Here is a 20,121-nt window from a genome sequence, read left to right as displayed (position 1 = left end):
CGGGAAAATATAGTCGCTCGTGACGACTGCCGGAAGGCGCGACAGATGCATTCATAACCTGCGGCAAACGCCTCGTCCCGCACGCGAATGTTACGATCGGACATGCCCGAAACCGACCTCAATCTATTGATTGCGCTTGAAACGCTGCTCGACGATGGAAGCGTGGCCGGCGCTGCCCGCCGCCTGGGCCTGAGTGCCTCGGCAATGAGTCGAACGCTTGCGCGGCTTCGTGCCACGACTGGCGATCCGCTGTTGGTGCGCGCGGGGCGCGAGATGGTGTTGACGCCGTATGCCGAGGCAATTCGCGAACGCACGCGAAGTGCTCTTTGTGAAGCACGCGCCGTTCTTCGTCCGTCGCATACTGAACCCGACTTGTCGACGTTGCGGCAGACCTTCACCATTCGCGCCAACGACGGTTTCGTCGAAGCCTTCGGCTCGCCGCTCATCGCCGCGGCAATAAAAATTGCGCCGCACGTCCGCTTGCGTTTTGCATCGAAGCCGGAGAAGAACGCGAACCCGCTGCGAGACGGTTCGGCTGACCTCGAAATCGGCGTACTCGGTGAGATGGGCCCGGAAGTGCGCTTACAGGCGCTATTCCGCGATCGTTTCATGGGCGTCGTCAGGAAGGGCCATCCGCTCGAACGGGACGGCGGGATCACCGCTGAACGGTATGTCGCGTTCGGCCACGTCGTGGCGTCGCGACGCGCAAACGCAAGCGGTCCTGTCGACGACGCGTTGGCGCTCCTCGGCCTCGAACGCACCATTGTCGCGGTGGTGCCGGGCTTTCCCGCCGCGCTCGCCGTGGCGCGCATGTCCGATCTCGTCGCGCTCGTACCGGCTTCATTCGTCGGCGCTCACACGGCATGCCGCGAAGGCGCTGCAAGCGCCGACATCCACGCGTTCGAACTTCCGGTCGCGACGCAGCAGATCACCGTCTCGCAGATGTGGCATCCGCGTGTCGAAGTGGACCCGGTTCATCGTTGGCTGAGACAACTGGTGTTGTCGGTATGTCGCCAACAGGTGCCGTTGTAAAGCGGCCGATTGCGGGTCGACCGCGCCCGGAACACCACACGCAACACGTCATCTTGCAACCGTAAGATGCACCACCTTCCCCGCCTCTTCCACCCGATTCCCACCCAGCGACTTCGCGCGATAGAGCGCCCCGTCGGCAGCGGACAGCAGTTCGGCAAGCGGCTGACCCGCGTGCGTCGAATGCGCGAGGCCGATGCTGACCGTGGCCCGGACTTCCGCGCCGTTCACGCGATGCGAGACCGTCTGCGCGAAGCACTCGACAATCGCCTCACCCACCGCTTTCGCGCGCGCTTCGTCATGACCGGGCAACAGTGCGGCGAACTCTTCTCCGCCGATGCGCGCCAACACGGCCTCATGGCCCACCACGCGGCGCGCCACTTCAGCAAACGACCGAAGCACTTCGTCGCCGGCATGGTGACCGTAGCGGTCGTTGAGCTTCTTGAAGTGATCGAGGTCAAGCGCGAGCAGCGACAACGGCCGGTTCTTGCTGCCCTCGCCGAGAACGCGTTCGCCTTCCTCGAAGAACCATCTGCGATTGCCAAGACGCGTCAGAAAATCGGTTTGCGATTCCTGCAGGAGCCGGCCATGCGTTTCCTCGCGGATGAGCTTGAGTAGAGTCATCGGCAGAACGACCGAATAGAGCACGCCCTCATACATGGTTATCGCGCTGGCGATCAGCAACAGGTCATTGCCATACCGCCCGACGAGCCACGGCAGAGCGAGCGCCCGCATCGCATAAGTGAGCGCGTGAATGCCCGTCACGCCGACGGCGATATAGCGCGATTGCAGCGCTTTGAAGTCGTCGCTTCGGAGTAGTTCGCGCGACGTCATGCCGCTCGCGAGCGCGATCGGGATCGCGCTAACGTAGGCCCAAACCGTGCTCTCCCAATGCGCGCCGCTCGCCATCCAGACGAGCGCCATCACGACGAGCAGCCCGAAAGACGCGGCTCGATATTGCCGCCCGTTCAGCAACGCGACACCGTGCAGCACCAGCAGATAGCCCGTCAAAATGACCAGATTGCTCAGCGCGGAACCCCACGGGCCGGGCACGTCGCGACGAAACACTGCCGCCGCGCAACCGATTGCGAGCGTCGCATAGGCGGCTGCCAGTACTCTCAACTCCGTGCTGCGCTTCGGATGACTGCGGTGCTCCCAGAGCGTCATTCCGGAACTCGCGAAAAGCGTTCCGATGATCAGGAGATAGAGGGTAAGAAGATCGACATGCATCGCTGACGGAAGGGTTCGACGCCAGCAGATTGCGGCGGCTGCGGCATTTTACCGTGCCGCCGCATTCCCCGATGCAGGTGAGCTAAATGACGCCCGGTTTCTCCCGATACACCAAAATGCGACATAAAAAGTCGCAAAACGTTGTTATTCAATCCGTTTATTTCGCAAATGCATCTGCTAACCTCAAATTGCCGATTTGTATGAGCGGGCGCCTGTGCGCCAGCTTCGCCATTCCGTTGCAGCCGGTCTGCGCAGCGAGGGGCATGCCGCGCAGTTAACGCGGCGTCTGCTTCCACGTATTCAATTTCAACCAAGGCATGGAGCACGCAATGTTGGAACGGCTGTATTCACGATCCGCCCTGATTGGCGCCTTACTGATTCTTGCCGGCTGCGGCGGTGGAGGCGGCGGCGGAGCCTCGAACCCCGGAGCCAACGGTGCGGGCGCCGCAGCACCCGCGCCCGCCGCATCGGGCACGAACGCGACGACCCCCACGCTGGCCGCCGCGACGCCCGTGATCGACGGCACCACGCTTGGCGACGCGAACTGGCCGACAGGCTCCACGTCTTCGGGCGGAACCGGGCAGCCGGTCAGCGGGCTTAACTGCGCGGTGCGCAGCACGGCTTACACGTACACGCATCTGTCCATCTATCAGAATGGCCGCCTGCTCGCGGTGCCGGCCAACATCGGCACGGTCGGTCCGACGATGGCCGCGCAAACGGGTTGTGCGTATCCGCTGCATACCGTCGATGCAAGCGGCAAGATCCATATGGATACGACGACCGGCGCGTCGTACACGCTCGGTCAGTTCTTTGCGATCTGGGGCGAAACGCTGGGCGCGTCGAGCGTCGCCGGGCTGAGCGGATCGCCGGTTACGATCTATGTGAACGACGGCGGCACACTGTCGAAATACACGGGCGATCCTGCGAGCCTCGTGCTTCCGCCACATGGCGAAGTCACCGTGATGGTCGGCACGCCGTTGACGCAGATTCCCACTTACACATGGACCGATCCGCCGCCGTTCGATCCGAAGCCGATCACGTTGGCCTACGGCGGCGTGGTGGGCACGACGTTCTGGCCGAACGGCAATACGTCGACGGGCGGCACCGGCGCAGCGGTCGACGGATTGATCTGTGCCGCGGGCATGGCCGAGCTGTATCACGTGCACGCGCATCTCGCGATCATCAAGGACGGTCAATGGCTCGCGCTGCCGGCCAACGTGGGCATTCTTTCGCAGTGCAACTACGAGATGCATACGCACGACCAGACCGGCATCATCCATATCGAAACGCCGACGCTCAAGACGTTCACGCTCGGTCAGTTCTTCGACATCTGGGGGCAGCCGCTTTCCAGCACGAATGTCGCGGGCATCACGGGGGACGTGGTGGCGTATATCAACGACAACGGCGATTCGCGCCGCTATATGGGCGACCTGCGCAACATCGAGTTGACTTCGCTGCGCGACGTCACGCTGCAGATCGGCACGCCGCCGATAAGCACACTCGCGACTTATTCGTGGTACGAGCCGCAGTGATGTGACGGTGTCTCTGTGTCAACGCGGCGCCGACGCCGGCGCCGCGCGATCACACATCAACTACACGAAAAGCTGGCCGCCGAATTGACGTCCCCGCTCTTGTAGCGCGCGACCTTCGGATAAGGACACAGCGGCCGCGTGCGGCCCGCGCCCCAATTCGCAGGCACTTCGCTGTTCGGTAGCGCGTTGCTCGCGTCGCGCGCGGTCGCGATCACGCTATCGGGCGCCTTGCCCTGCTCTACCCACGCGATCATCGGCGTCAGCATGTCGAACTGGTCGGCAGCGGGACCGCCCGAACAATGGTTCATTCCGGCGACGGTATAAAGCCGCGCGAAATTGCTCGCATCGCCGCCATTGGCCGCCATCAAACGTTGATACCAGTCGGTCGTATCGTTCGACGAGAACACCGGGTCGCTCGTGCCGTGATACACCATCAGCTTCGCGCCGCGGCGCTTGAGTGCACCGAGGTTCGTTTCATCCGGCGGCGTCATGAACGACCACGACGATTCCGCGTAAGCGCCGCTCGTCGCGAAGATTTTCGGCGCGTCAGTATCCATGCTGAAGTTGAGCGCGTAAGACGACAACTGCGCGAGCAACGACGCGCTTTGCGGCGGCGTCGTAAATGTGAACGCAGCCGCGGCGGGATCGAGCGTGATCGAATTGGTCTGCTTCCACTGCGCCCAGCCCGCGCCGCTCACGCCGACATCGTACGGAAAGCTTGCGTAAAGCGCCGTGCCCGCGCTGTTGCGCGCGCCGGAGAACACGTTGCCGATTGCGTCCTTCTGCGCGGTGGTCAGGCATGTGCCGTCGCGCACGTCGCCCGAGCAGGTCGGCACGTCCGCAGCCAGGCTGAAGTTCGCCTGGCATGCCTTAATATCCTGCACCATGCCGTCGGCGGCGCCATCGAGCGCATCGCACTTCGCGATGATTCGCGAGGCCACCAGTTGCCGTTCCGCAGCGGTAAAACCGGTCTTGATGTCGGGCAGGCCATTCGCGGTCGTTGCGGTCGCAACTTTGGCGAGTTGCTGCGCGCCCCACATCTCGCCGATAGCCGCCTTCGGCAAATGAAAGCCTGGATCGCCGGCAATGATGCCGTCGTATTCCGCCGACGACCTCGCCGCCGCCACCATCGCGTGACGCCCGCCGTTCGAGCAGCCTTCGAAATAGCTGCGATCCGGCACCTTGCCGTACGCGGTGCGAATCGCCTGCTTGGCCATCGGCGTGAGCGTGGCGACCGTGTTGTAACCGTAGTCGATGCGCGCCTGCGGATCGAGACCGAACAGCGGGTTCTGCGACGACGAGTGGCCGGCGTCCGAGCTGATCACGGCGAATCCCATGTTCAGCGCGTCGTTGAGCGGGCCGCCTCCGCCGATCTCGCCCGTCGCCGTCACGACGTTGCCGTCGAGTCCGCCGTTGGCCTGATAGAAGAAGCGCCCATTCCATGCAACGGGCAGACGCATTTCGAAGCCGATCGCATACGTTTTTCCGTCGACGGCACTCACGCGCTGATTCATCTGCCCTTGCACGAGGCAATGTTCGGCAATCGGTTTGCCCGCCACCTTCAGTGTTCCAGCGGGCACGTCCTGCACGGAACTGAAGGTGGTGTTCGCGAACGACAACTTGCTGGCCAACGCCGCGCAGTTGCCGACGAGCGCCGCGGGTGTCGCCGCGCTCAGACGCGGCAACGTCGACGTGTCGTCCGTCGAGCCGCCGCATGCACTCAACGTGGCCGACACACATACCGCAATCACAGACTTTCTCATTCGATGTCTCCTAGAATGCGTGCTTGATGCCGAGCATCACGCCGGTTTGTCCGATGCCCGCCGCGGGCGTGGTGCCGCCACCGCCGCCGCTTACCGAATAGCGCGCCTTCGCGCTATTCGCGAGATACGCCGCTTGCGCGTACACCGACGAGCGCTTGCTCAGCAGATACGTGGTGCGCAACGTGCCCATCGTCGCTCGCGAATCGTGCGCACTGTTGATGATGCGGAACACTTCTCCATCGACGACAAACGCGGGCGTCACGAAGTACGACGCGCCCACGAAGAAAAGATCGGAGCGCACGTTCGGCACCGCGGGCGAATCCGTTACCACGCGACGGCCCAGCCAGCCCGCGCCGACTTTCGCGCCTGCGTATTGCGCGTAGGCACTGACATGCGTGCGCGCGTCCTTGTCCGCGCCGTTGGAGAGCACTGTGGGCGGCACGCCGTCGAAGAAATTCGCCTGTCCACTCGCACCGCCGCGCTGCTCCTCATACGATGCCGCGACGCCGAAGTACTGCGCGTCGTACTTGAGCATCACAGACCAGTCGCGACATTCCGTCGGATGCCCGGCGACCGAGCCCGCGCATGTGCCCTGTCCCGGCGAATTGCCGGTGCCCGCCGAATCGCGGCCGAACGAGTAGCCCGCGCCGAGCGTAAAGCCCTTGTACGTGCCCATGTAAGTGACCGAATTGTCGGCGCGCGCATTCGGCACATAAGCGTCGAGCGAACCCATGCCGTAGATGTCCGGTCCGATAATGTCCGCGCCTTGCAGCGCGAGATACGTCATCGTGTATTGCCGGCCGAATGCAAGCGTTCCATAAGGCCCCTTGAGGCCGACAAAAGCCTGTCGTCCGAACAACCGGCCGCCCTGTCCCGAACTGCCGTCGCGGACGTTGAAGCCGCTTTCGAGCGTGAACACGGCGCTATAGCCGCCGCCCAGGTCTTCGACGCCGCGCAGGCCCCAACGCGACGGCAGCTCGCCCGTCACGGCAGGCATGCGAAACACGTGACCGCCTGCGGCGTTCGCATGCGATACGTATTCGATGCCCGTATCGACGATGCCGTAGAACGTGACGCTCGACTGCGCGAACGCCGTCGTGCTGAGCGCACAAAGCGCGCTCGATATCAGAAGCCGGGTCGTGGTTGTTTGCATCGCGATTGTCTCCAAACGTAGTGTTGTTATTTCAATGTCGATACTCAGGATGGCTTATCAGTCCGCCGCACGCGGCCGGCGAATCAGCAACAACGCCGCTGCCGCCGCAATCAACGTGACGGGAATGCTTGCGCCGATGACCGTCGACGAACTGCGGCCCATCGCGAGCAGTTGGCCTGCGGCGAGCGGCCCGACCACCGAACCCACGCGGCCCACGGCCACCGCTGCGCCGACGCCGGTGCCGCGCATTGCCGTCGGATAGAACGCGGCGGAAAGCGCATACAGCACCGATTGCCCGCCGATCACGAACATCCCCGCGCAGAACGCGGACACGGTCAGCGCCGCAAAGCTGGGCGCGATCGACAACGCCGCGAGCGACGCGATGATGCCGACGTACATACCGGACACAACAACGCCGCCGCGCAGACGATCCATCAACATGCCGATGAAGAGCGCGCCGAGTCCGCCGCCGATGTTGAAAAAGATCTGCACGTAGCCCACTTCCGCGCGAGCGAGTCCGCGCGCCGCCATCAGCGAGGGCAGCCAGTTGAGCAGGAAGTACAGGACGATCAGCGTGCAGAAGTAGCTGACCCAGATTTGCAGCGTGGAAAGCCCGCGGTTCGCGCCGAACAGCACTTCGCCGATAGGCGCTGGTTTTGCATTCATGCCGTGCGACGCGCGCTGGAATGCGCTCGATTCGGGCAGGCACGCCAGCAGCAGCGGCACCAGAATCAATGGCCCCGCGCCGCCCACATAGAAGATGTGACGCCACTCTGTATCGCCGATACTCACGATGCCGACGATCGAAGCGATCACTCCGCCAAACGGAATGCCGCAATACATCACGCTGACCGCCGTGTTGCGCGACTTCGGCGACACCGCTTCCGACGACAACGCGATCAGGTTCGGCAGCGCGCCGCCAAGACCGATGCCCGTCAACACGCGCACGAACACCAGCATGCCGAAGCTGCTGACGAGCGCCGTCGCGATCGACAACAAGCCGAACAGACACGCGCATAGAATCAGGATGCGTTTGCGGCCGATACGGTCCGCGAGCCGTCCGCCGAGCATCGCGCCGGGCAACAGTCCGAAGGTGCCGGCACTGAACGCGAGCCCCATTTGCGCGACGCTCAGGCCGAATTCGCGCGCCATGCGCGGCGCCGCGACGCCCACCGATTGAAGGTCGAGTCCTTCGAGCAGGGCAACCGCAAAACAAAGGCTCAATGTCACGACGGCGCCGGTTCGCGCGGCGGGCTGCGTGATGCCGTCTGCCGGCAAGGCTGTTCGGGTGGATTTCATGTCTGTCTCCTTTCGACCGGAGCCGACGCGCGAGCGTCTTACCGCGGTCTCATGCAAGTTGATTGCTGCTTGTTATGTCGATGTCCGCCGATGCTTCAACGTCGTATGTATCAGGCCACCTGAGATTCAGAGCGAAGAAAAGCGCGTTCGGGAGAACGCGCGGAAGTTCGCTGCGATCGAGCATATTAAATATCAGGCACCCTGACAAAACAAGAACCGCGTGTTTGGTGAATACCCCAGGTATCGAGCGCAATGACGAAACGCAATGGCAGCGCCAAGGGTTTTCCCCGATCACATAGCGATTGTGTCGCAGGCCGCTTGATACTAGACTTGTATCAGGTTACCTGATACGAAACGCCGCTTCGGACGCAAGCGGAAACGTTATCGGGTACTCGCACATCACGACACACATTGATACGCGCAAAAAGCGCTGGAGCTACGAACATGGCAAGTTATGAGGGTCGCTGGAAAACGGTCGACGTAAAGGTCCAGGAAGGCATTGCATGGGTGATGTTCAATCGTCCTGAGAAGCGCAACGCAATGAGCCCCACGCTCAACAGCGAAATGGTGCAGGTTCTGGAAACGCTGGAACTGGACGCCGATGCAAAAGTACTCGTGCTGACCGGCGCGGGCGATGCATGGACGGCCGGCATGGACCTGAAGGAGTACTTCCGCGAAGTCGACGCGGGCCCGGAAATCCTGCAAGAGAAGATTCGTCGCGACGCCTGCCAATGGCAATGGAAGCTCTTGCGCATGTACTCGAAGCCGACCATCGCGATGGTCAACGGCTGGTGTTTCGGCGGCGGCTTCTCGCCGCTCGTCGCGTGCGATCTCGCGATCGCAGCCGATGAAGCGGTGTTCGGCCTCTCCGAAATCAACTGGGGCATTCCGCCGGGCAATCTGGTGAGCAAGGCGATGGCGGATACGGTCGGACATCGCCAGGCGCTCTACTACATCATGACCGGCGATACGTTTGACGGCGCGCAAGCCGCGGCAATGGGCCTCGTCAACAAGAGCGTGCCGCGCGAGCAGTTGCGCGCGGAGACGGTCGCGTTGGCGGGCAAGCTGCTCGAAAAGAACCCGGTCGTTCTGCGCGCCGCGAAGCATGGCTTCAAGCGTTCGCGCGAACTGACCTGGGAGCAGAATGAAGACTATCTGTACGCGAAGCTCGACCAGGCGCAATTGCGCGATCCGGAAAAAGGCCGCGAGGAAGGACTGCGGCAGTTCCTCGATCAGAAGTCGATCAAGCCGGGGCTTCAGGCATACAAGCGCAGCGAATGAAACGTGAATGAAGCGTGAATGAAGCTAGTCTGCGTGCTGGCGCTTTCGACGCGCACGGCACGCAAGCAGGAACAACATGAAGGAGACAGCCATTGTGAACGAAGTAAGCATGTTGATCGGCGGCAAGAACTATCCGGCGTCGAACCGCGCGACGTTCGAGCGCATTAATCCCGTCACCGGCGAGGTGGCTTCGCGTGCGCCGGCCGCGACGCTCGCCGATGCGGACGCCGCGGTTGAGGCCGCCGCGGCCGCGTTTCCCGCGTGGTCCGCATTGCGGCCCACCGAGCGCCGCGCGCGTCTGCTAAAAGCCGCTGACATCATGGACGCACGAGCCGGCGCATTCATCGAATGCGGCATGGCGGAAACGGGCGCGATGGCGAACTGGTACGGCTTCAATGTGCATCTCGCGGCCAACATGCTGCGCGAAGCGGCCGCCATGACCACGCAAATCGACGGCAGCGTGATTCCCACCGACACGCCCGACAACATCGCGTTGGCCGTTCGCCAGCCGTGCGGCGTGGTGCTCGGCATCGCGCCGTGGAATGCGCCGGTAATTCTCGGCACGCGCGCGCTCGCCATGCCGCTCGCGTGCGGCAATACGGTCGTGTTGAAGGCGTCGGAAGCCTGCCCGGCCGTGCACAGAATGATCGGCAGCGTGCTGCAGGAAGCGGGCCTCGGAGACGGCGTCGTCAATGTCGTGACGAACGCGCCGGAAGATGCAGCCGCCATCGTCGAACGATTGATTGCGCATCCTGCCGTGCGGCGCGTGAACTTTACCGGCTCCACTCACGTGGGCCGCATCATCGCGATGCATGCCGCCAAGCATTTGAAGCCCGCGTTGCTCGAACTCGGCGGCAAGGCGCCGGTGCTCGTGCTGGACGACGCCGATCTCGACGCGGCCGTCGATGCTATCGCGTTCGGCGCGTTCTTCAATCAGGGGCAAATCTGCATGTCGACCGAACGCGTGATCGCGCATCGCAGCGTGGCGGATGCGCTCGTCGGCAAGCTTGCCGAAAAGACCCGCCAACTCGTTGCGGATGCACCGACCGCTCACGGCGCAGTGCTCGGCGCGATGGTCAGCGCCCAGGCCGCGCAACGCGCAACGGCATTGGTCGACGATGCGCGCGAACATGGCGCGACGATACTCGGCGGCGGCGCATTGAGCGGCGCGATCATGCAACCTACTATCGTCGATCGCGTGAGTCCGGCCATGAAGCTATACGCCGAGGAATCGTTCGCGCCGGTCGTGACCGTGCTGCGCGTGGACAGCGACGACGAAGCCGTGCAACGGGCGAACGACAGCGAGTTCGGTTTGTCGGCGGCCGTTTTCAGCCGCGATATTGCACGCGCAATGGGCGTCGCCAAACGCGTCGAGTCGGGCATTTGCCACATCAACGGGCCGACTGTGCACGACGAAGCGCAGATGCCGTTCGGCGGCGTGAAGGGCAGCGGCTATGGACGTTTCGGCAGCAAGGCGTCGATTGCGGAGTTCACCGACCTGCGCTGGATTACGATTCAGACAGGCCCGCGCCACTATCCGATCTGACACGCACGCCGTGTATCGGCATCATTCGAATCCGCGTTCTTCGCAACAGACGAAAGACGGCAGGAAGGAGACAATCAGTGAATTTGCAGCCGACGCAATCCAGTGTCGACAATGAAACGTCCGTGCGTTATCGCGACGTGCGGATCGGTTCGGCGCCCGCACGCGTTCGCCGCGAGGCAGACGTCTGGTACATGGAGTCGACCGCGCAACCCGGCGCGTACCCGAAGCGTCTGACCGACCGGCTCGCGAGCGGCGCGCAACAGCATCCCGATCGCTGGCTCGTCGCGCGCCGCGGCGCGGACGGCGCATGGCGCGGCATCAGCTATGCGCAGATGCTCGAGCACGCGCGCGCAATCGGCCAGGCGCTGCTCGATCGCAAGCTGTCGGCTGAGCGGCCCGTCGCGATTCTCTCGGGCAACGATCTCGAACACATGATGTTCGCGCTCGGCGCAATGTGGGCCGGCGTGCCGTACGCCCCTATTTCGCCGGCCTATTCGCTCGTTTCCAGCGACTACGGCAAGCTGCGCCACGCGCTCGAACTGCTCACGCCCGGCCTCGTGTTCGCGACGGACGCCACTGCGTTCGCCGCCGCGATCGACACAACCTTGCTCGCCGATGTCGAAGTCGTCGCGGCCACCGGTTCGTGCGGGCGCGCGATAACGAATCTGTCCACGCTGCTCGACACTGCGCCCACAACGGTCGATGCCGCGCACGAAGCCATCGCCGCGGACAGCATCGCCAAGTTTCTCTTCACGTCCGGCTCGACGATGTTGCCGAAGGCCGTGCCGACCACGCATCGCATGCTGTGCAGCAATCAGCAGATGCTGCTCGAAACGTTTCCGCAATTCGCCGACGAGCCTCCCGTGCTGGTCGACTGGCTGCCGTGGAATCACACCTTCGGCGGCAGTCATAACGCGGGCATCGCGCTCTATAACGGCGGCACGCTTTATATCGACGACGGCAAACCTGTCGGCAAGAAATTCGACGAGACGCTGCGCAATCTTCGCGAGATCGCGCCGACAATCTACTTCAATGTGCCGAAAGGCTGGGAGGAATTGACGAGCGCGCTCGAAAGCGACGCAACACTGCGCGAGACGTTTTTCTCACGCGTGAAGGTGTATTTCTTCGCGGGAGCCGGACTTTCGCAGGCGGCGTGGGATCGTTTGCAGCAGGTCACGGAGCGCCATTGCGGCGAGCGCATTCGCATCATGGCGGGCCTCGGCATGACGGAAACGTCGCCGTCGTGTCTCTTCACCACGCTCCCCGCGATGTGCGCGGGCTATGTCGGCGTGCCCGCGCCCGGTTGCGAAGTGAAACTCGTGCCCGTGGCGGGCAAGCTCGAAGCGCGCTTTCGCGGACCGCATGTGATGCGCGGCTATTGGCGCATGGACAGCGCGGCCACCGCGAAATCGTTCGACGAAGAAGGCTATTACTGCAGCGGCGACGCGCTCAAATTCGTGGACCCGCAGCAGCCGGAACTGGGTCTGATGTTCGATGGCCGCATCGCCGAAGACTTCAAGCTGAGCTCGGGCACGTTCGTTAGCGTGGGGCCGATGCGGGCGCGCGTTATCTCAGCCGGCGCTCCGTATGTGCAAGACGTGGTCGTGACAGGACTCAATTGCGACGATGTCGGCATGCTGGTGTTCCCGCGACTCGACGATTGCCGGCGGCTCGCGCAACTGCCTGAATCGGCGAGTGCATCCGAGATCGTGAATGCACCTGCCGTGCGGCAGTTCTTCACGGAACTGCTAGAGCGGCTCAATCGCGAATCGACGGGCGGCGCAACCACGATCGCGCGATTGCGTCTGCTCCACGTCGCGCCATCGCTCGATCTCGGCGAAATCACCGACAAAGGTTCGATCAACCAGCGCGCCGTGCTCACGCATCGCGCCGAGCTCGTGCACGCGTTGCATGATCCCGTTCGGCGCGATCCGGACGCGATTTACGCGCCGCACGTTTGGGTGTAAAGCCAAACGACGCGGCGCGCGGGCTACGAGACCGTAAGAGCCCCGAGGGCCGCGAATCGCGGCCCATTCGCTTACTTACTTGCGTGCCGGCACGGGCGCGAGCACTTCATGCGTTCCGGCCGCGCGCTGCGCTGCCTTGTGGACCATCGTGTACGCGTAGTCGACGCCCATACCGTACGCGCCCGAGTGCTCCTTGACGATGCCCATGACCGCGTCGTACGTCTCCTTGTGCGCCCAGTCGCGTTGCCATTCGAGCAGCACCTGTTGCCACGTCACCGGCACCACGCCGGCCTGAATCATGCGCTGCATCGAATATTCGTGCGCTTCTTTCGACGTGCCACCCGATGCGTCCGCAACCATATAGATCTCGTAGTCGCCTTCGTCCATCGCGCACAGCGAGAAGGTGTTGTTGCAGACTTCCGTCCACAGGCCCGCGACCACGACTTTCTTGCGGCCATTTGCGGCGAGCGAGTCGCGCACTTTCTGGTCGTCCCACGAATTCATCGACGTGCGCTCGAGCACCTTGTGGCCCGGGAATACATCCAGCAACTCGGGGTACGTATAGCCCGAAAAGCTCTCCGATTCCACCGTCGTGATGGTGGTCGGAATATTGAACACGCGCGCGGCCTTCGCGAGGCCCACTACGTTGTTCTTCAGCACCTGACGGTCGATCGACTGGACGCCGAAAGCCATCTGCGGCTGCTGGTCGATGAAGATGATCTGCGAGTTCGCAGGCGTGAGGACTTGGAGTTTCGGATTAGCCATGGTTTTGTAGATCCTGAAGGTCGAAAAGGGGTCTGCTGACAGGTCGACTGAGGGGTTGACTGTCAGCGGGAACGCGCGCCGCACTTGCTTCTGCTGCGAGGAACTGCAATGCAGTCTATCGGCGGCCCTCTGCGGAGTCCTTGTCCAGGTCCTTAATCGTTCTTAAAAATAACAAAGCGAAAGCTGGCGACATTAAAAGCCGACAAAAGGCCCGCCCAACAAGCCTGAACCGCTTGCGGCCGCGCAGGCACAGGCCTTGCTGCCAATGCAGGTTGGGTCGGCGGCCGTTCCGTTAGAGACGCCGACCGTTTTGCGCTGCATCTGCCGAGCGCGCTTCTTCAGGAAAGCGCCATCGCCCTTTGCAACGCATGTTCCGCATTACAACCGGCGGGTAAATTCTTCGAAAGGAGAAGCTCTCGTCATGGCAGTCAAAGATGCTCACTAGCACCAACCCGTCTCACGAGGACACGCACGACACCGGCCATTTCGTCCAATTCTACGAATCCGACGCGAGCTTGACCGAAGACGTGGGCGTCTTTCTGCTGCGAGCACTCGACGCAGGCGGCAGCGCGATCGTCATCGCCACGGCCGATCACGTCGCGTCGCTCACTTCATGGCTCGATGCGCGCCTGACTGCGCCCGCGCAATCCGCCACGCATGACGCGCTTATCCTGCTCGATGCACAGGCTACGCTTGATCGCTTCATGGTCGACGGCTGGCCCGACGAGGCGCGCTTTATTTCGACGGTCGGCGCTGTCGTCGCCAAAGCGGCTCAGCGCGGACAGCCACTGCATGCGTTCGGAGAGATGGTCGCGGTTCTCTGCGAGCAAGGACTCGGCGATGCCGCGTTGCGACTCGAGGAACTCTGGAACCGCCTCGCCGCGCATCACAGCTTCTCGCTTTTTTGCGCCTATCCTGAGCACCTCTTTCCTGGTGCCGAGCAGACGCAACTCTTTCGCCACATTTGCCACGCACACCATCATGTTCTGGCCGGCAGCCCGTTGCGCGATGCCGGCAGCAAGGAACTGCATCTGCGACTCGCACTAGCCGAGCAGCGCGCAAGATCGCTCGAAGATGAAATGAACCGCAGAAGGACCGCCGAGCATCAGCGCGACGCCGTGCTGATGAACTCTCCGGTCGCGTCGGCGCTTCTTCTTGGCGACAAGCACACGTTCCAGCTCGCTAACCCGCGCTATCTCGACATGGTGAAGCGCGAGGATCTGCTCGGCCGCGCGTATCTCGACGCGTTTCCGCACGAGCGCGGCGGGCCGATTGCCGCCGCGCTCAAGCACGTTTACGAACATGGCTTGCCGATCGTGCACGAGGAGTATCGAACCGGCAATATCGGCGATATCGGCAGCATCGGCAATTCGCTTTCGGCACGCGTTTATACGCTGCATTTCGAACCGTTGCGTGCATCGTCGGGGAAGATCGAGGGCGTCATTCTCAGTGCGGTGGAAGTCACCGGCTACGTGCGTGCCCGCGAAACGCTCGAAAAGTCGCGTGCAGACCGTGAGCTTCTGCTTGCGGAATTACGCAAGGCGAATGGCGCAAAAGATGAGTTTCTCGCGATGCTCGGACACGAACTGCGCAATCCGCTCGCGCCCATCGTCAGCGCGCTTGAATTGATGGAGCGGCGCGGCACTGATTCGGCCGCACGCGAGCGGGCCGTTATTCAGCGTCATGTCGATCATCTCGTGCGCCTCGTCGACGATCTGCTCGACGTTTCGCGCATCATCCGCGGCAATGTCGAACTGGACAAGCGCCGGGTCGACGTGCACGAAGTCATCACGAAGGCCGTGGAGATGACGAGCGTACTCGTGCAGCAACGCGCTCATCGTTTGAAGATCGAAGTCGATGAGGCGCTCGAATGTGTGGCAGACCCGATGCGGCTCGCGCAGGTCATCGCTAACCTGCTCATCAACGCTGCGAAATACACGCAAGCGGGCGGCGAGATCACGGTCAGCGCGATGGCCGCAGACGCTGACCATATCCGCATCCGCGTGTGCGATAACGGCATGGGCATTGCGCCAGACGTGTTGCCTCACGTCTTCGATACGTTCTATCAAGGCACGCAGACAATCGACCGCGCCGAAGGCGGGCTCGGTATCGGCCTCGCTCTCGTCAAGAACTTCGTCAAGCTGCATGGCGGACACGTGGAAGCAGCGAGCGGCGGCCCCGGTTGCGGCAGCGAGTTTACGATCGTGCTGCCGCGCGCGTCGTCGGAGACAACGACCGGCAATGCGAGTAAAGCCATCCGTGTCGCGGAGCCTGCGCCAGTCGTCGTGCCTCGTGATGAGCCAGACAGCAGCACCCAGCAACGGCGCATATTGCTAGTGGACGATAACGTCGATGCCGCGGACGCACTCGCGGAACTGCTCCGAAGCTATGGTCATTCGGTAAAGACTGTCTACGACCCAACGGCGGCGCTTGCCGAGGCGAATACTTTCAGGCCCACTGTATCCGTGCTCGACATCGGATTGCCTGTCATGGACGGCTATGAACTCGCCCGGCAGTTGCGACTGCGTTCGGGCAACCGGCCGTGCGTGCTGGTCGCGTTGACGGGCTACGGTCAAAAGGCAGACCGCGACCGCAGCCATGCGGCGGGTTTCGATCATCACTTCGTTAAACCGCTGAAGCCCGCGGATTTACTGGAAGTAATCGACAACGCATCAGACGCGTCGCTCTAAAGTCGATAGGCTTACGGCCTCCCTGCATTACGGCCGGCGAATTGAAAATCATTCGCCAATTAGCAGCTTTGCGCTGTTCGCTTCGGCCACTTTCTTTCGATTGCCAGACACCGTTATGCCTGGTGATTGGCCGTTGGCCGCGGCTGGCCTATCCACCTCCCACAAAAACGGCCGCTTTCACTGGATTAGGCCAAAACACCTTCGTTTAGCGACGCCTTCAATTGCGCAGGGTTCCGTGCGTTAACCTCGCATCGTGATACATCGGGAAGCCTGGCCGGGCTCCGATTGTCGCGCGAACTACTTACGGGACTCGAAAAATGACGACGACCAACTCAGTACAATTTCCGGGTGAAGCCGGTACTTCCGTACCGCAACAACCAGCCAGGTTAGCGGAAAGCACGGCTCCAGTGCGGCGGCAATCGACGCTGCGCAAGCTCAAGGAAGCAGCCAAGTCGCTACTGCCGACGCCGGTGTTTCTAAGCCTGCTGCATCACAAGGAAATAGGTCGTTATCCGAATCTGCTTCGCCCCACTACTTTCAACGAAAAGATCCTGCAAAAAAGCCTGCGGCCCGACCCGTGGTTCGCGGAGTTGACCGACAAGCTCACGGTTCGCGAGTACGTCGCGAGAAAGCTCGGAGAAGAACATGTGATACCGCTACTCGCGGCGCCCGAGATCTTCACGAGAGAAGTATTCGATGCGTTGCCGAACTCGTTCGTGATGAAGGCGAATCACGGCAGCACGTATGTCGAAGTGGTGAGAGACAAATCGACACGCTCTTTCGAACAACTGAGTCAGCTTGCAAATCACTGGCTGACGCTCGACTTCTACAAGATCGCGCGCGAAAAACACTATCGCGAGATCAAGCCGCGCATCTTCTTCGAACGACTGTTGCTCGACAATAACGGGCAGATACCGGCGGATTACAAGCTGCACTGCTTCGGCGGGCGAAGCGGAAAGCCGCTCATCTATATTCTCGTGATCTCCGACAGGTTCGGCGCCGACACGCGCGGCGACATCTACGACGCCGACTGGAACCATCTCGACATGGCCATTGGGGCGTATAAGCCGAGCCCGAAGCCCGCGCCTCGTCCCGAGAACCTGGATGCGATTCTGGCCGCTGCAACCACGCTATGCGGCGATTTCGACTATGTTCGCGTGGATCTGTACGCGCCGGATAACCAGATCTACTTCGGCGAGCTGACCTTCACGCCGGGGGCCGGCGTGCTGCCCTTCACGCCCGACCGGATCGACTACGAGTGGGGTCGACTCGTGCCTGACGCATTCCTGTCGACCAGGCCGCCTTTACCGATGCATTCGGTCAGCGCTGCGTAACGCTTGCCGATTTTTTCGGCAAATTTGTCGCTCGTCTGCGTGGCGTCTGGGCGCTTGTTCCCTGCTTTACCGAAGCCAAATCGAGTCGCTGCCCGCTGTGTTATCGACCGCACATATCGCATTACCGTTTGTTGGCGGCGCAACCAACGGAAAGGTAAATTGATTTGTGCTAGTTCGGCAAATGTCCCATGCGACCCGATGTGCGGTTGCGGTTCACGACAGTGGTGAATAAATATGCAAAACGTGACGATCGTCATCTGTAATTACAACTATGGCCGCTTTCTCGCCAAGGCAATCGACTCAGCGCTCGCCCAGGATTATCCCGCGACGCAGGTGCTCGTGATCGACGACGGATCGACAGACGGCTCTCGCGACATCATTGAAAGCTACGGCTCCCGCGTTAAAGTGTTCTACAAGCAGAATGGCGGCCAGGTCTCCGTCTATAACGACGCGGTCAATATCATCGACACCGAATTCGTCATGCTGCTCGATTCCGACGATCTGCTCTATGCGCACGCGGTGTCGAACGTGATGCGAGTGTTTGAAACGGGCAACTTCGTCAAGGTTCAATTCCGGCTCGACGTTATCGATCCGACGGGCAAACCTTCGGGTACTTATGTGCCGCATTCGGCGGCCCCGAGCGATTGCGGCAGCCTGCTGCGCCAGGGCTGGCTGTATCCGTCGCCGCCGGCATCGGGTAACGCATACCGGACAAGCGCACTGAGGAAGATCTTCCCCGTGCCCGAAGCCAACGTGAATCGTTACGGCGCGGACTTCTATGCGATTTACGGTGTCGCGCTGGTCGGAGCCGTCGCGACTATTTCCGAATCGCTCGGCGCATACCGCGTGCATCGCACGGAAAACTGCGGGATCGATTTCGCGAACTCTGAAAGTAACGACAAGGCACCGAAGGCGTTGACCAAACGCTGGGCGATTCTGCGGCAGATGGCGCGCGCGCGTTTGGGCATTGAACTCCCTCTTTGCTTCTATGACTTCTCGCTCGAAAAGTCGTACTTCTGTTCCGCCGTCTATCAGGCGCCGTTCGCGAAGCGCTGGCGATGGGTGAGCCGACAGTCGCATAGTTACTTTCGCTCGATCCTCGGCAATCCATTCTGGAGCTACAAGAAAAAGATCGGCACGCTGGCGCTCTCAAGCCTTTGCCTTCTACCCTTTTCCGCACTCTCCGATTTTGCCGTTCGCTATATTGCCAACCCTCTTGCCCGGCGTCGCCTTTAGTCATCCCAAACGAATTCCGATTGAGATCGCAACCCATCTCGCATGGACCTGATGATGAACAAGTTCGTTGGCCTCGACGTGCTGCGCTTCGCACTCGCCGTTTATCTGATGGTCTTTCACTCGATACATCAGTACCCGCAGTACGTGACGTTGCCGTTGATCGAACTGGCCAATCTCGGCGGATTCGCCACCAGTTCGTTCTTCATTCTGTCGGGCTTTATTCTGGCCCACGTCTACTTCGGACGCACGACTGAACTGCGCGGCGGCACCCGTGAATTCTTCGTGAAGCGCCTGTCCAATCTTTACCCGGTGCATCTGATCGCGCTTGTGCTGGTGCTTCTCGTCTCAGTCACAGGCACGCGTGGGTTTCAACAGTTCGCAATCATGTCGCTCGACGATGCAGAGCATTTCGTTACGCTGAGCCCCGCGGAAACTGCCGTCCATTACGTGCTGAACCTCTTGCTGCTACAGGTGTGGTATCCGCTATATGGGTCGGTGAATCCGCCGTCGTGGTCGCTGGCGACATTGTTCTTCTTCTATCTCGCGTTTCCGTTCTTTGCGCCGCGTCTTCTCAAGGCCAGGAACAAGTACCGGCTCCTGGTCGTGCTGTGGGTTCTTTATCTGATTCCGCCTGTCGCGGCCACGCTCATGCACTGGTACGGTCCAGCCGCGGTCGGCTTCGTCACGCGCAATCCGGTGCTGCGGCTGCCTGAATTTCTCGCGGGTATCGTGGCCTATGGACTGTTTCGCGAGGGGCAACTCAATGCACTATACGAAAGCCGGGCGAAGGTCGTCGCAGCATTGCTCTTCTTTGCAGGCTCATTTGCGATTGCCGCGTGGCTCGAGTCGCACGGGCCGCTCAATACGCGCTATGTCGTTCACAACGGCGCATTGATGCCGGCCGAAGTGGTGCTCGTCATCGTCTTCGCGGGACTCGCGGTGCCCGCGCGATTCGCGGCACTGTCGACTCGTCTTGGCAACTCGGCGCTGTCCATCTTTGCGATTCACGTCCCGATCTTTCTGGTTCTCATGAAAGTATTGAAGCTGCTTTCGATCGGAAAGTCGCCGCTATGGTGCGCTGCGCATTTCTCCGAATGCGTCGCGGCGTCGAAAGAAGTCATACCTAGCATGGCGACGTATCCGCTGTATCTGATCGGGACGGTCATCGCGGCTGTGTACTTTCAGGAGCGGCTGGTCGCGCCGTTAAGAGACTGGATTCGCAGCCGATTCCTCACGACGCGGCCGCGCGCGCCGGCAGCCGGCGCCAGAAGTCTTTGAGAGAACTTACGCTACCGC

General features: G+C 61.7%; 14 protein-coding genes. 9 read left to right on the top strand and 5 right to left on the bottom strand.

The genetic code is table 11. The features are described from left to right. Window positions 1-102: 102 nt before the first annotated feature. On the top strand, window positions 103-1,032 hold the full coding sequence (locus BGRAMDRAFT_RS00480; protein WP_006046643.1) for a LysR family transcriptional regulator: 930 nt from the start codon (window positions 103-105) through the stop codon (window positions 1,030-1,032). 48 nt (window positions 1,033-1,080) lie between these two features. Here the strand turns inward: BGRAMDRAFT_RS00480 and BGRAMDRAFT_RS00475 are convergent, their stop codons facing one another. Next, window positions 1,081-2,259, bottom strand: coding sequence for a GGDEF domain-containing protein (locus BGRAMDRAFT_RS00475; RefSeq protein WP_006046642.1), 1,179 nt, complete (start codon window positions 2,257-2,259; stop codon window positions 1,081-1,083). Window positions 2,260-2,588: 329 nt separating this feature from the next. Here BGRAMDRAFT_RS00475 and BGRAMDRAFT_RS00470 point away from each other — a divergent pair, with 329 nt between their 5' ends. Further along, window positions 2,589-3,791, top strand: coding sequence for a hypothetical protein (locus BGRAMDRAFT_RS00470; protein ID WP_006046641.1), 1,203 nt, complete (start codon window positions 2,589-2,591; stop codon window positions 3,789-3,791). Window positions 3,792-3,847: 56 nt separating this feature from the next. Here the strand turns inward: BGRAMDRAFT_RS00470 and BGRAMDRAFT_RS00465 are convergent, their stop codons facing one another. Genes BGRAMDRAFT_RS00465 through mhpT form a run of 3 tightly spaced genes read right to left on the bottom strand, consistent with a single transcriptional unit; the run spans window position 3,848 to window position 8,006 of the window. Next, on the bottom strand, window positions 3,848-5,554 hold the full coding sequence (locus BGRAMDRAFT_RS00465) for a tannase/feruloyl esterase family alpha/beta hydrolase (RefSeq protein ID WP_006046640.1): 1,707 nt from the start codon (window positions 5,552-5,554) through the stop codon (window positions 3,848-3,850). Window positions 5,555-5,564: 10 nt separating this feature from the next. Then, window positions 5,565-6,707 carry a porin gene (locus BGRAMDRAFT_RS00460; RefSeq protein WP_006046639.1) on the bottom strand — a complete coding sequence of 381 codons (1,143 nt, stop codon included), beginning with the start codon at window positions 6,705-6,707 and terminating at the stop codon, window positions 5,565-5,567. Between the two features lie 57 nt (window positions 6,708-6,764). Next, complete coding sequence (mhpT, locus tag BGRAMDRAFT_RS00455) at window positions 6,765-8,006, bottom strand: 3-(3-hydroxy-phenyl)propionate transporter MhpT (protein ID WP_006046638.1); 1,242 nt, start codon at window positions 8,004-8,006, stop codon at window positions 6,765-6,767. A 444-nt stretch (window positions 8,007-8,450) separates the two neighbouring features. Here mhpT and BGRAMDRAFT_RS00450 point away from each other — a divergent pair, with 444 nt between their 5' ends. The 3 genes from BGRAMDRAFT_RS00450 (at window position 8,451) to BGRAMDRAFT_RS00440 (ending at window position 12,800) form a co-directional block, all read left to right on the top strand. After that, window positions 8,451-9,287, top strand: a complete 837-nt coding sequence (locus BGRAMDRAFT_RS00450; RefSeq protein ID WP_006046637.1) for a p-hydroxycinnamoyl CoA hydratase/lyase — start codon at window positions 8,451-8,453, stop codon at window positions 9,285-9,287. Between the two features lie 94 nt (window positions 9,288-9,381). Further along, window positions 9,382-10,833 (top strand): aldehyde dehydrogenase, encoded by a 1,452-nt coding sequence (locus BGRAMDRAFT_RS00445; RefSeq protein WP_044020146.1) that lies wholly within the window; start codon window positions 9,382-9,384, stop codon window positions 10,831-10,833. A gap of 77 nt (window positions 10,834-10,910) precedes the next feature. Then, a complete protein-coding gene (locus BGRAMDRAFT_RS00440; protein ID WP_006046635.1) occupies window positions 10,911-12,800 on the top strand; it encodes a feruloyl-CoA synthase in 1,890 nt (629 codons plus the stop codon). A 75-nt stretch (window positions 12,801-12,875) separates the two neighbouring features. On the opposite strand, the gene BGRAMDRAFT_RS00435 is transcribed toward BGRAMDRAFT_RS00440, so the two are convergent. Further along, a complete protein-coding gene (locus BGRAMDRAFT_RS00435) occupies window positions 12,876-13,565 on the bottom strand; it encodes a hydrolase (protein ID WP_006046634.1) in 690 nt (229 codons plus the stop codon). Window positions 13,566-13,999: 434 nt separating this feature from the next. Here BGRAMDRAFT_RS00435 and BGRAMDRAFT_RS00430 point away from each other — a divergent pair, with 434 nt between their 5' ends. From BGRAMDRAFT_RS00430 to BGRAMDRAFT_RS00415, 4 genes are all read left to right on the top strand, one after another. Beyond that, entirely contained in the window at window positions 14,000-16,255 is a 2,256-nt protein-coding gene (locus BGRAMDRAFT_RS00430; RefSeq protein ID WP_006046633.1) for a hybrid sensor histidine kinase/response regulator, read from the top strand. Window positions 16,256-16,572: 317 nt separating this feature from the next. Beyond that, window positions 16,573-17,589, top strand: a complete 1,017-nt coding sequence (locus tag BGRAMDRAFT_RS00425) for an ATP-grasp fold amidoligase family protein (protein WP_006046632.1) — start codon at window positions 16,573-16,575, stop codon at window positions 17,587-17,589. A 234-nt stretch (window positions 17,590-17,823) separates the two neighbouring features. After that, window positions 17,824-18,825, top strand: a complete 1,002-nt coding sequence (locus BGRAMDRAFT_RS00420) for a glycosyltransferase family 2 protein (RefSeq protein WP_006046631.1) — start codon at window positions 17,824-17,826, stop codon at window positions 18,823-18,825. A 54-nt stretch (window positions 18,826-18,879) separates the two neighbouring features. Beyond that, window positions 18,880-20,103: an acyltransferase family protein gene (locus BGRAMDRAFT_RS00415; protein WP_006046630.1), complete on the top strand. Its 1,224-nt coding sequence runs from the start codon at window positions 18,880-18,882 to the stop codon at window positions 20,101-20,103. The last annotated feature ends 18 nt before the right edge of the window (window positions 20,104-20,121 follow it).

It is taken from the genome of Paraburkholderia graminis C4D1M, from assembly GCF_000172415.1.
GTDB classification, from domain to species: Bacteria; Pseudomonadota; Gammaproteobacteria; order Burkholderiales; family Burkholderiaceae; genus Paraburkholderia; species Paraburkholderia graminis.
Note: the sequence above shows the minus strand (reverse complement) of the source record. Positions and strands in the feature narration are given on the sequence as shown.

What these genes read in the sequence shown, in the direction of transcription:
- BGRAMDRAFT_RS00420 (WP_006046631.1), top strand. Translation starts at nt 17,824, where the DNA reads ATGCAAAACGTGACGATCGTCATCTGTAATTACAACTATGGCCGCTTT.
- BGRAMDRAFT_RS00450 (WP_006046637.1), top strand. Translation starts at nt 8,451, where the DNA reads ATGGCAAGTTATGAGGGTCGCTGGAAAACGGTCGACGTAAAGGTCCAG.
- BGRAMDRAFT_RS00435 (WP_006046634.1), bottom strand. Translation starts at nt 13,565, where the DNA reads ATGGCTAATCCGAAACTCCAAGTCCTCACGCCTGCGAACTCGCAGATC.
- BGRAMDRAFT_RS00465 (WP_006046640.1), bottom strand. Translation starts at nt 5,554, where the DNA reads ATGAGAAAGTCTGTGATTGCGGTATGTGTGTCGGCCACGTTGAGTGCA.
- BGRAMDRAFT_RS00480 (WP_006046643.1), top strand. Translation starts at nt 103, where the DNA reads ATGCCCGAAACCGACCTCAATCTATTGATTGCGCTTGAAACGCTGCTC.
- BGRAMDRAFT_RS00415 (WP_006046630.1), top strand. Translation starts at nt 18,880, where the DNA reads ATGAACAAGTTCGTTGGCCTCGACGTGCTGCGCTTCGCACTCGCCGTT.
- BGRAMDRAFT_RS00470 (WP_006046641.1), top strand. Translation starts at nt 2,589, where the DNA reads ATGTTGGAACGGCTGTATTCACGATCCGCCCTGATTGGCGCCTTACTG.
- BGRAMDRAFT_RS00475 (WP_006046642.1), bottom strand. Translation starts at nt 2,259, where the DNA reads ATGCATGTCGATCTTCTTACCCTCTATCTCCTGATCATCGGAACGCTT.
- BGRAMDRAFT_RS00425 (WP_006046632.1), top strand. Translation starts at nt 16,573, where the DNA reads ATGACGACGACCAACTCAGTACAATTTCCGGGTGAAGCCGGTACTTCC.
- BGRAMDRAFT_RS00460 (WP_006046639.1), bottom strand. Translation starts at nt 6,707, where the DNA reads ATGCAAACAACCACGACCCGGCTTCTGATATCGAGCGCGCTTTGTGCG.
- mhpT (WP_006046638.1), bottom strand. Translation starts at nt 8,006, where the DNA reads ATGAAATCCACCCGAACAGCCTTGCCGGCAGACGGCATCACGCAGCCC.
- BGRAMDRAFT_RS00430 (WP_006046633.1), top strand. Translation starts at nt 14,000, where the DNA reads ATGCTCACTAGCACCAACCCGTCTCACGAGGACACGCACGACACCGGC.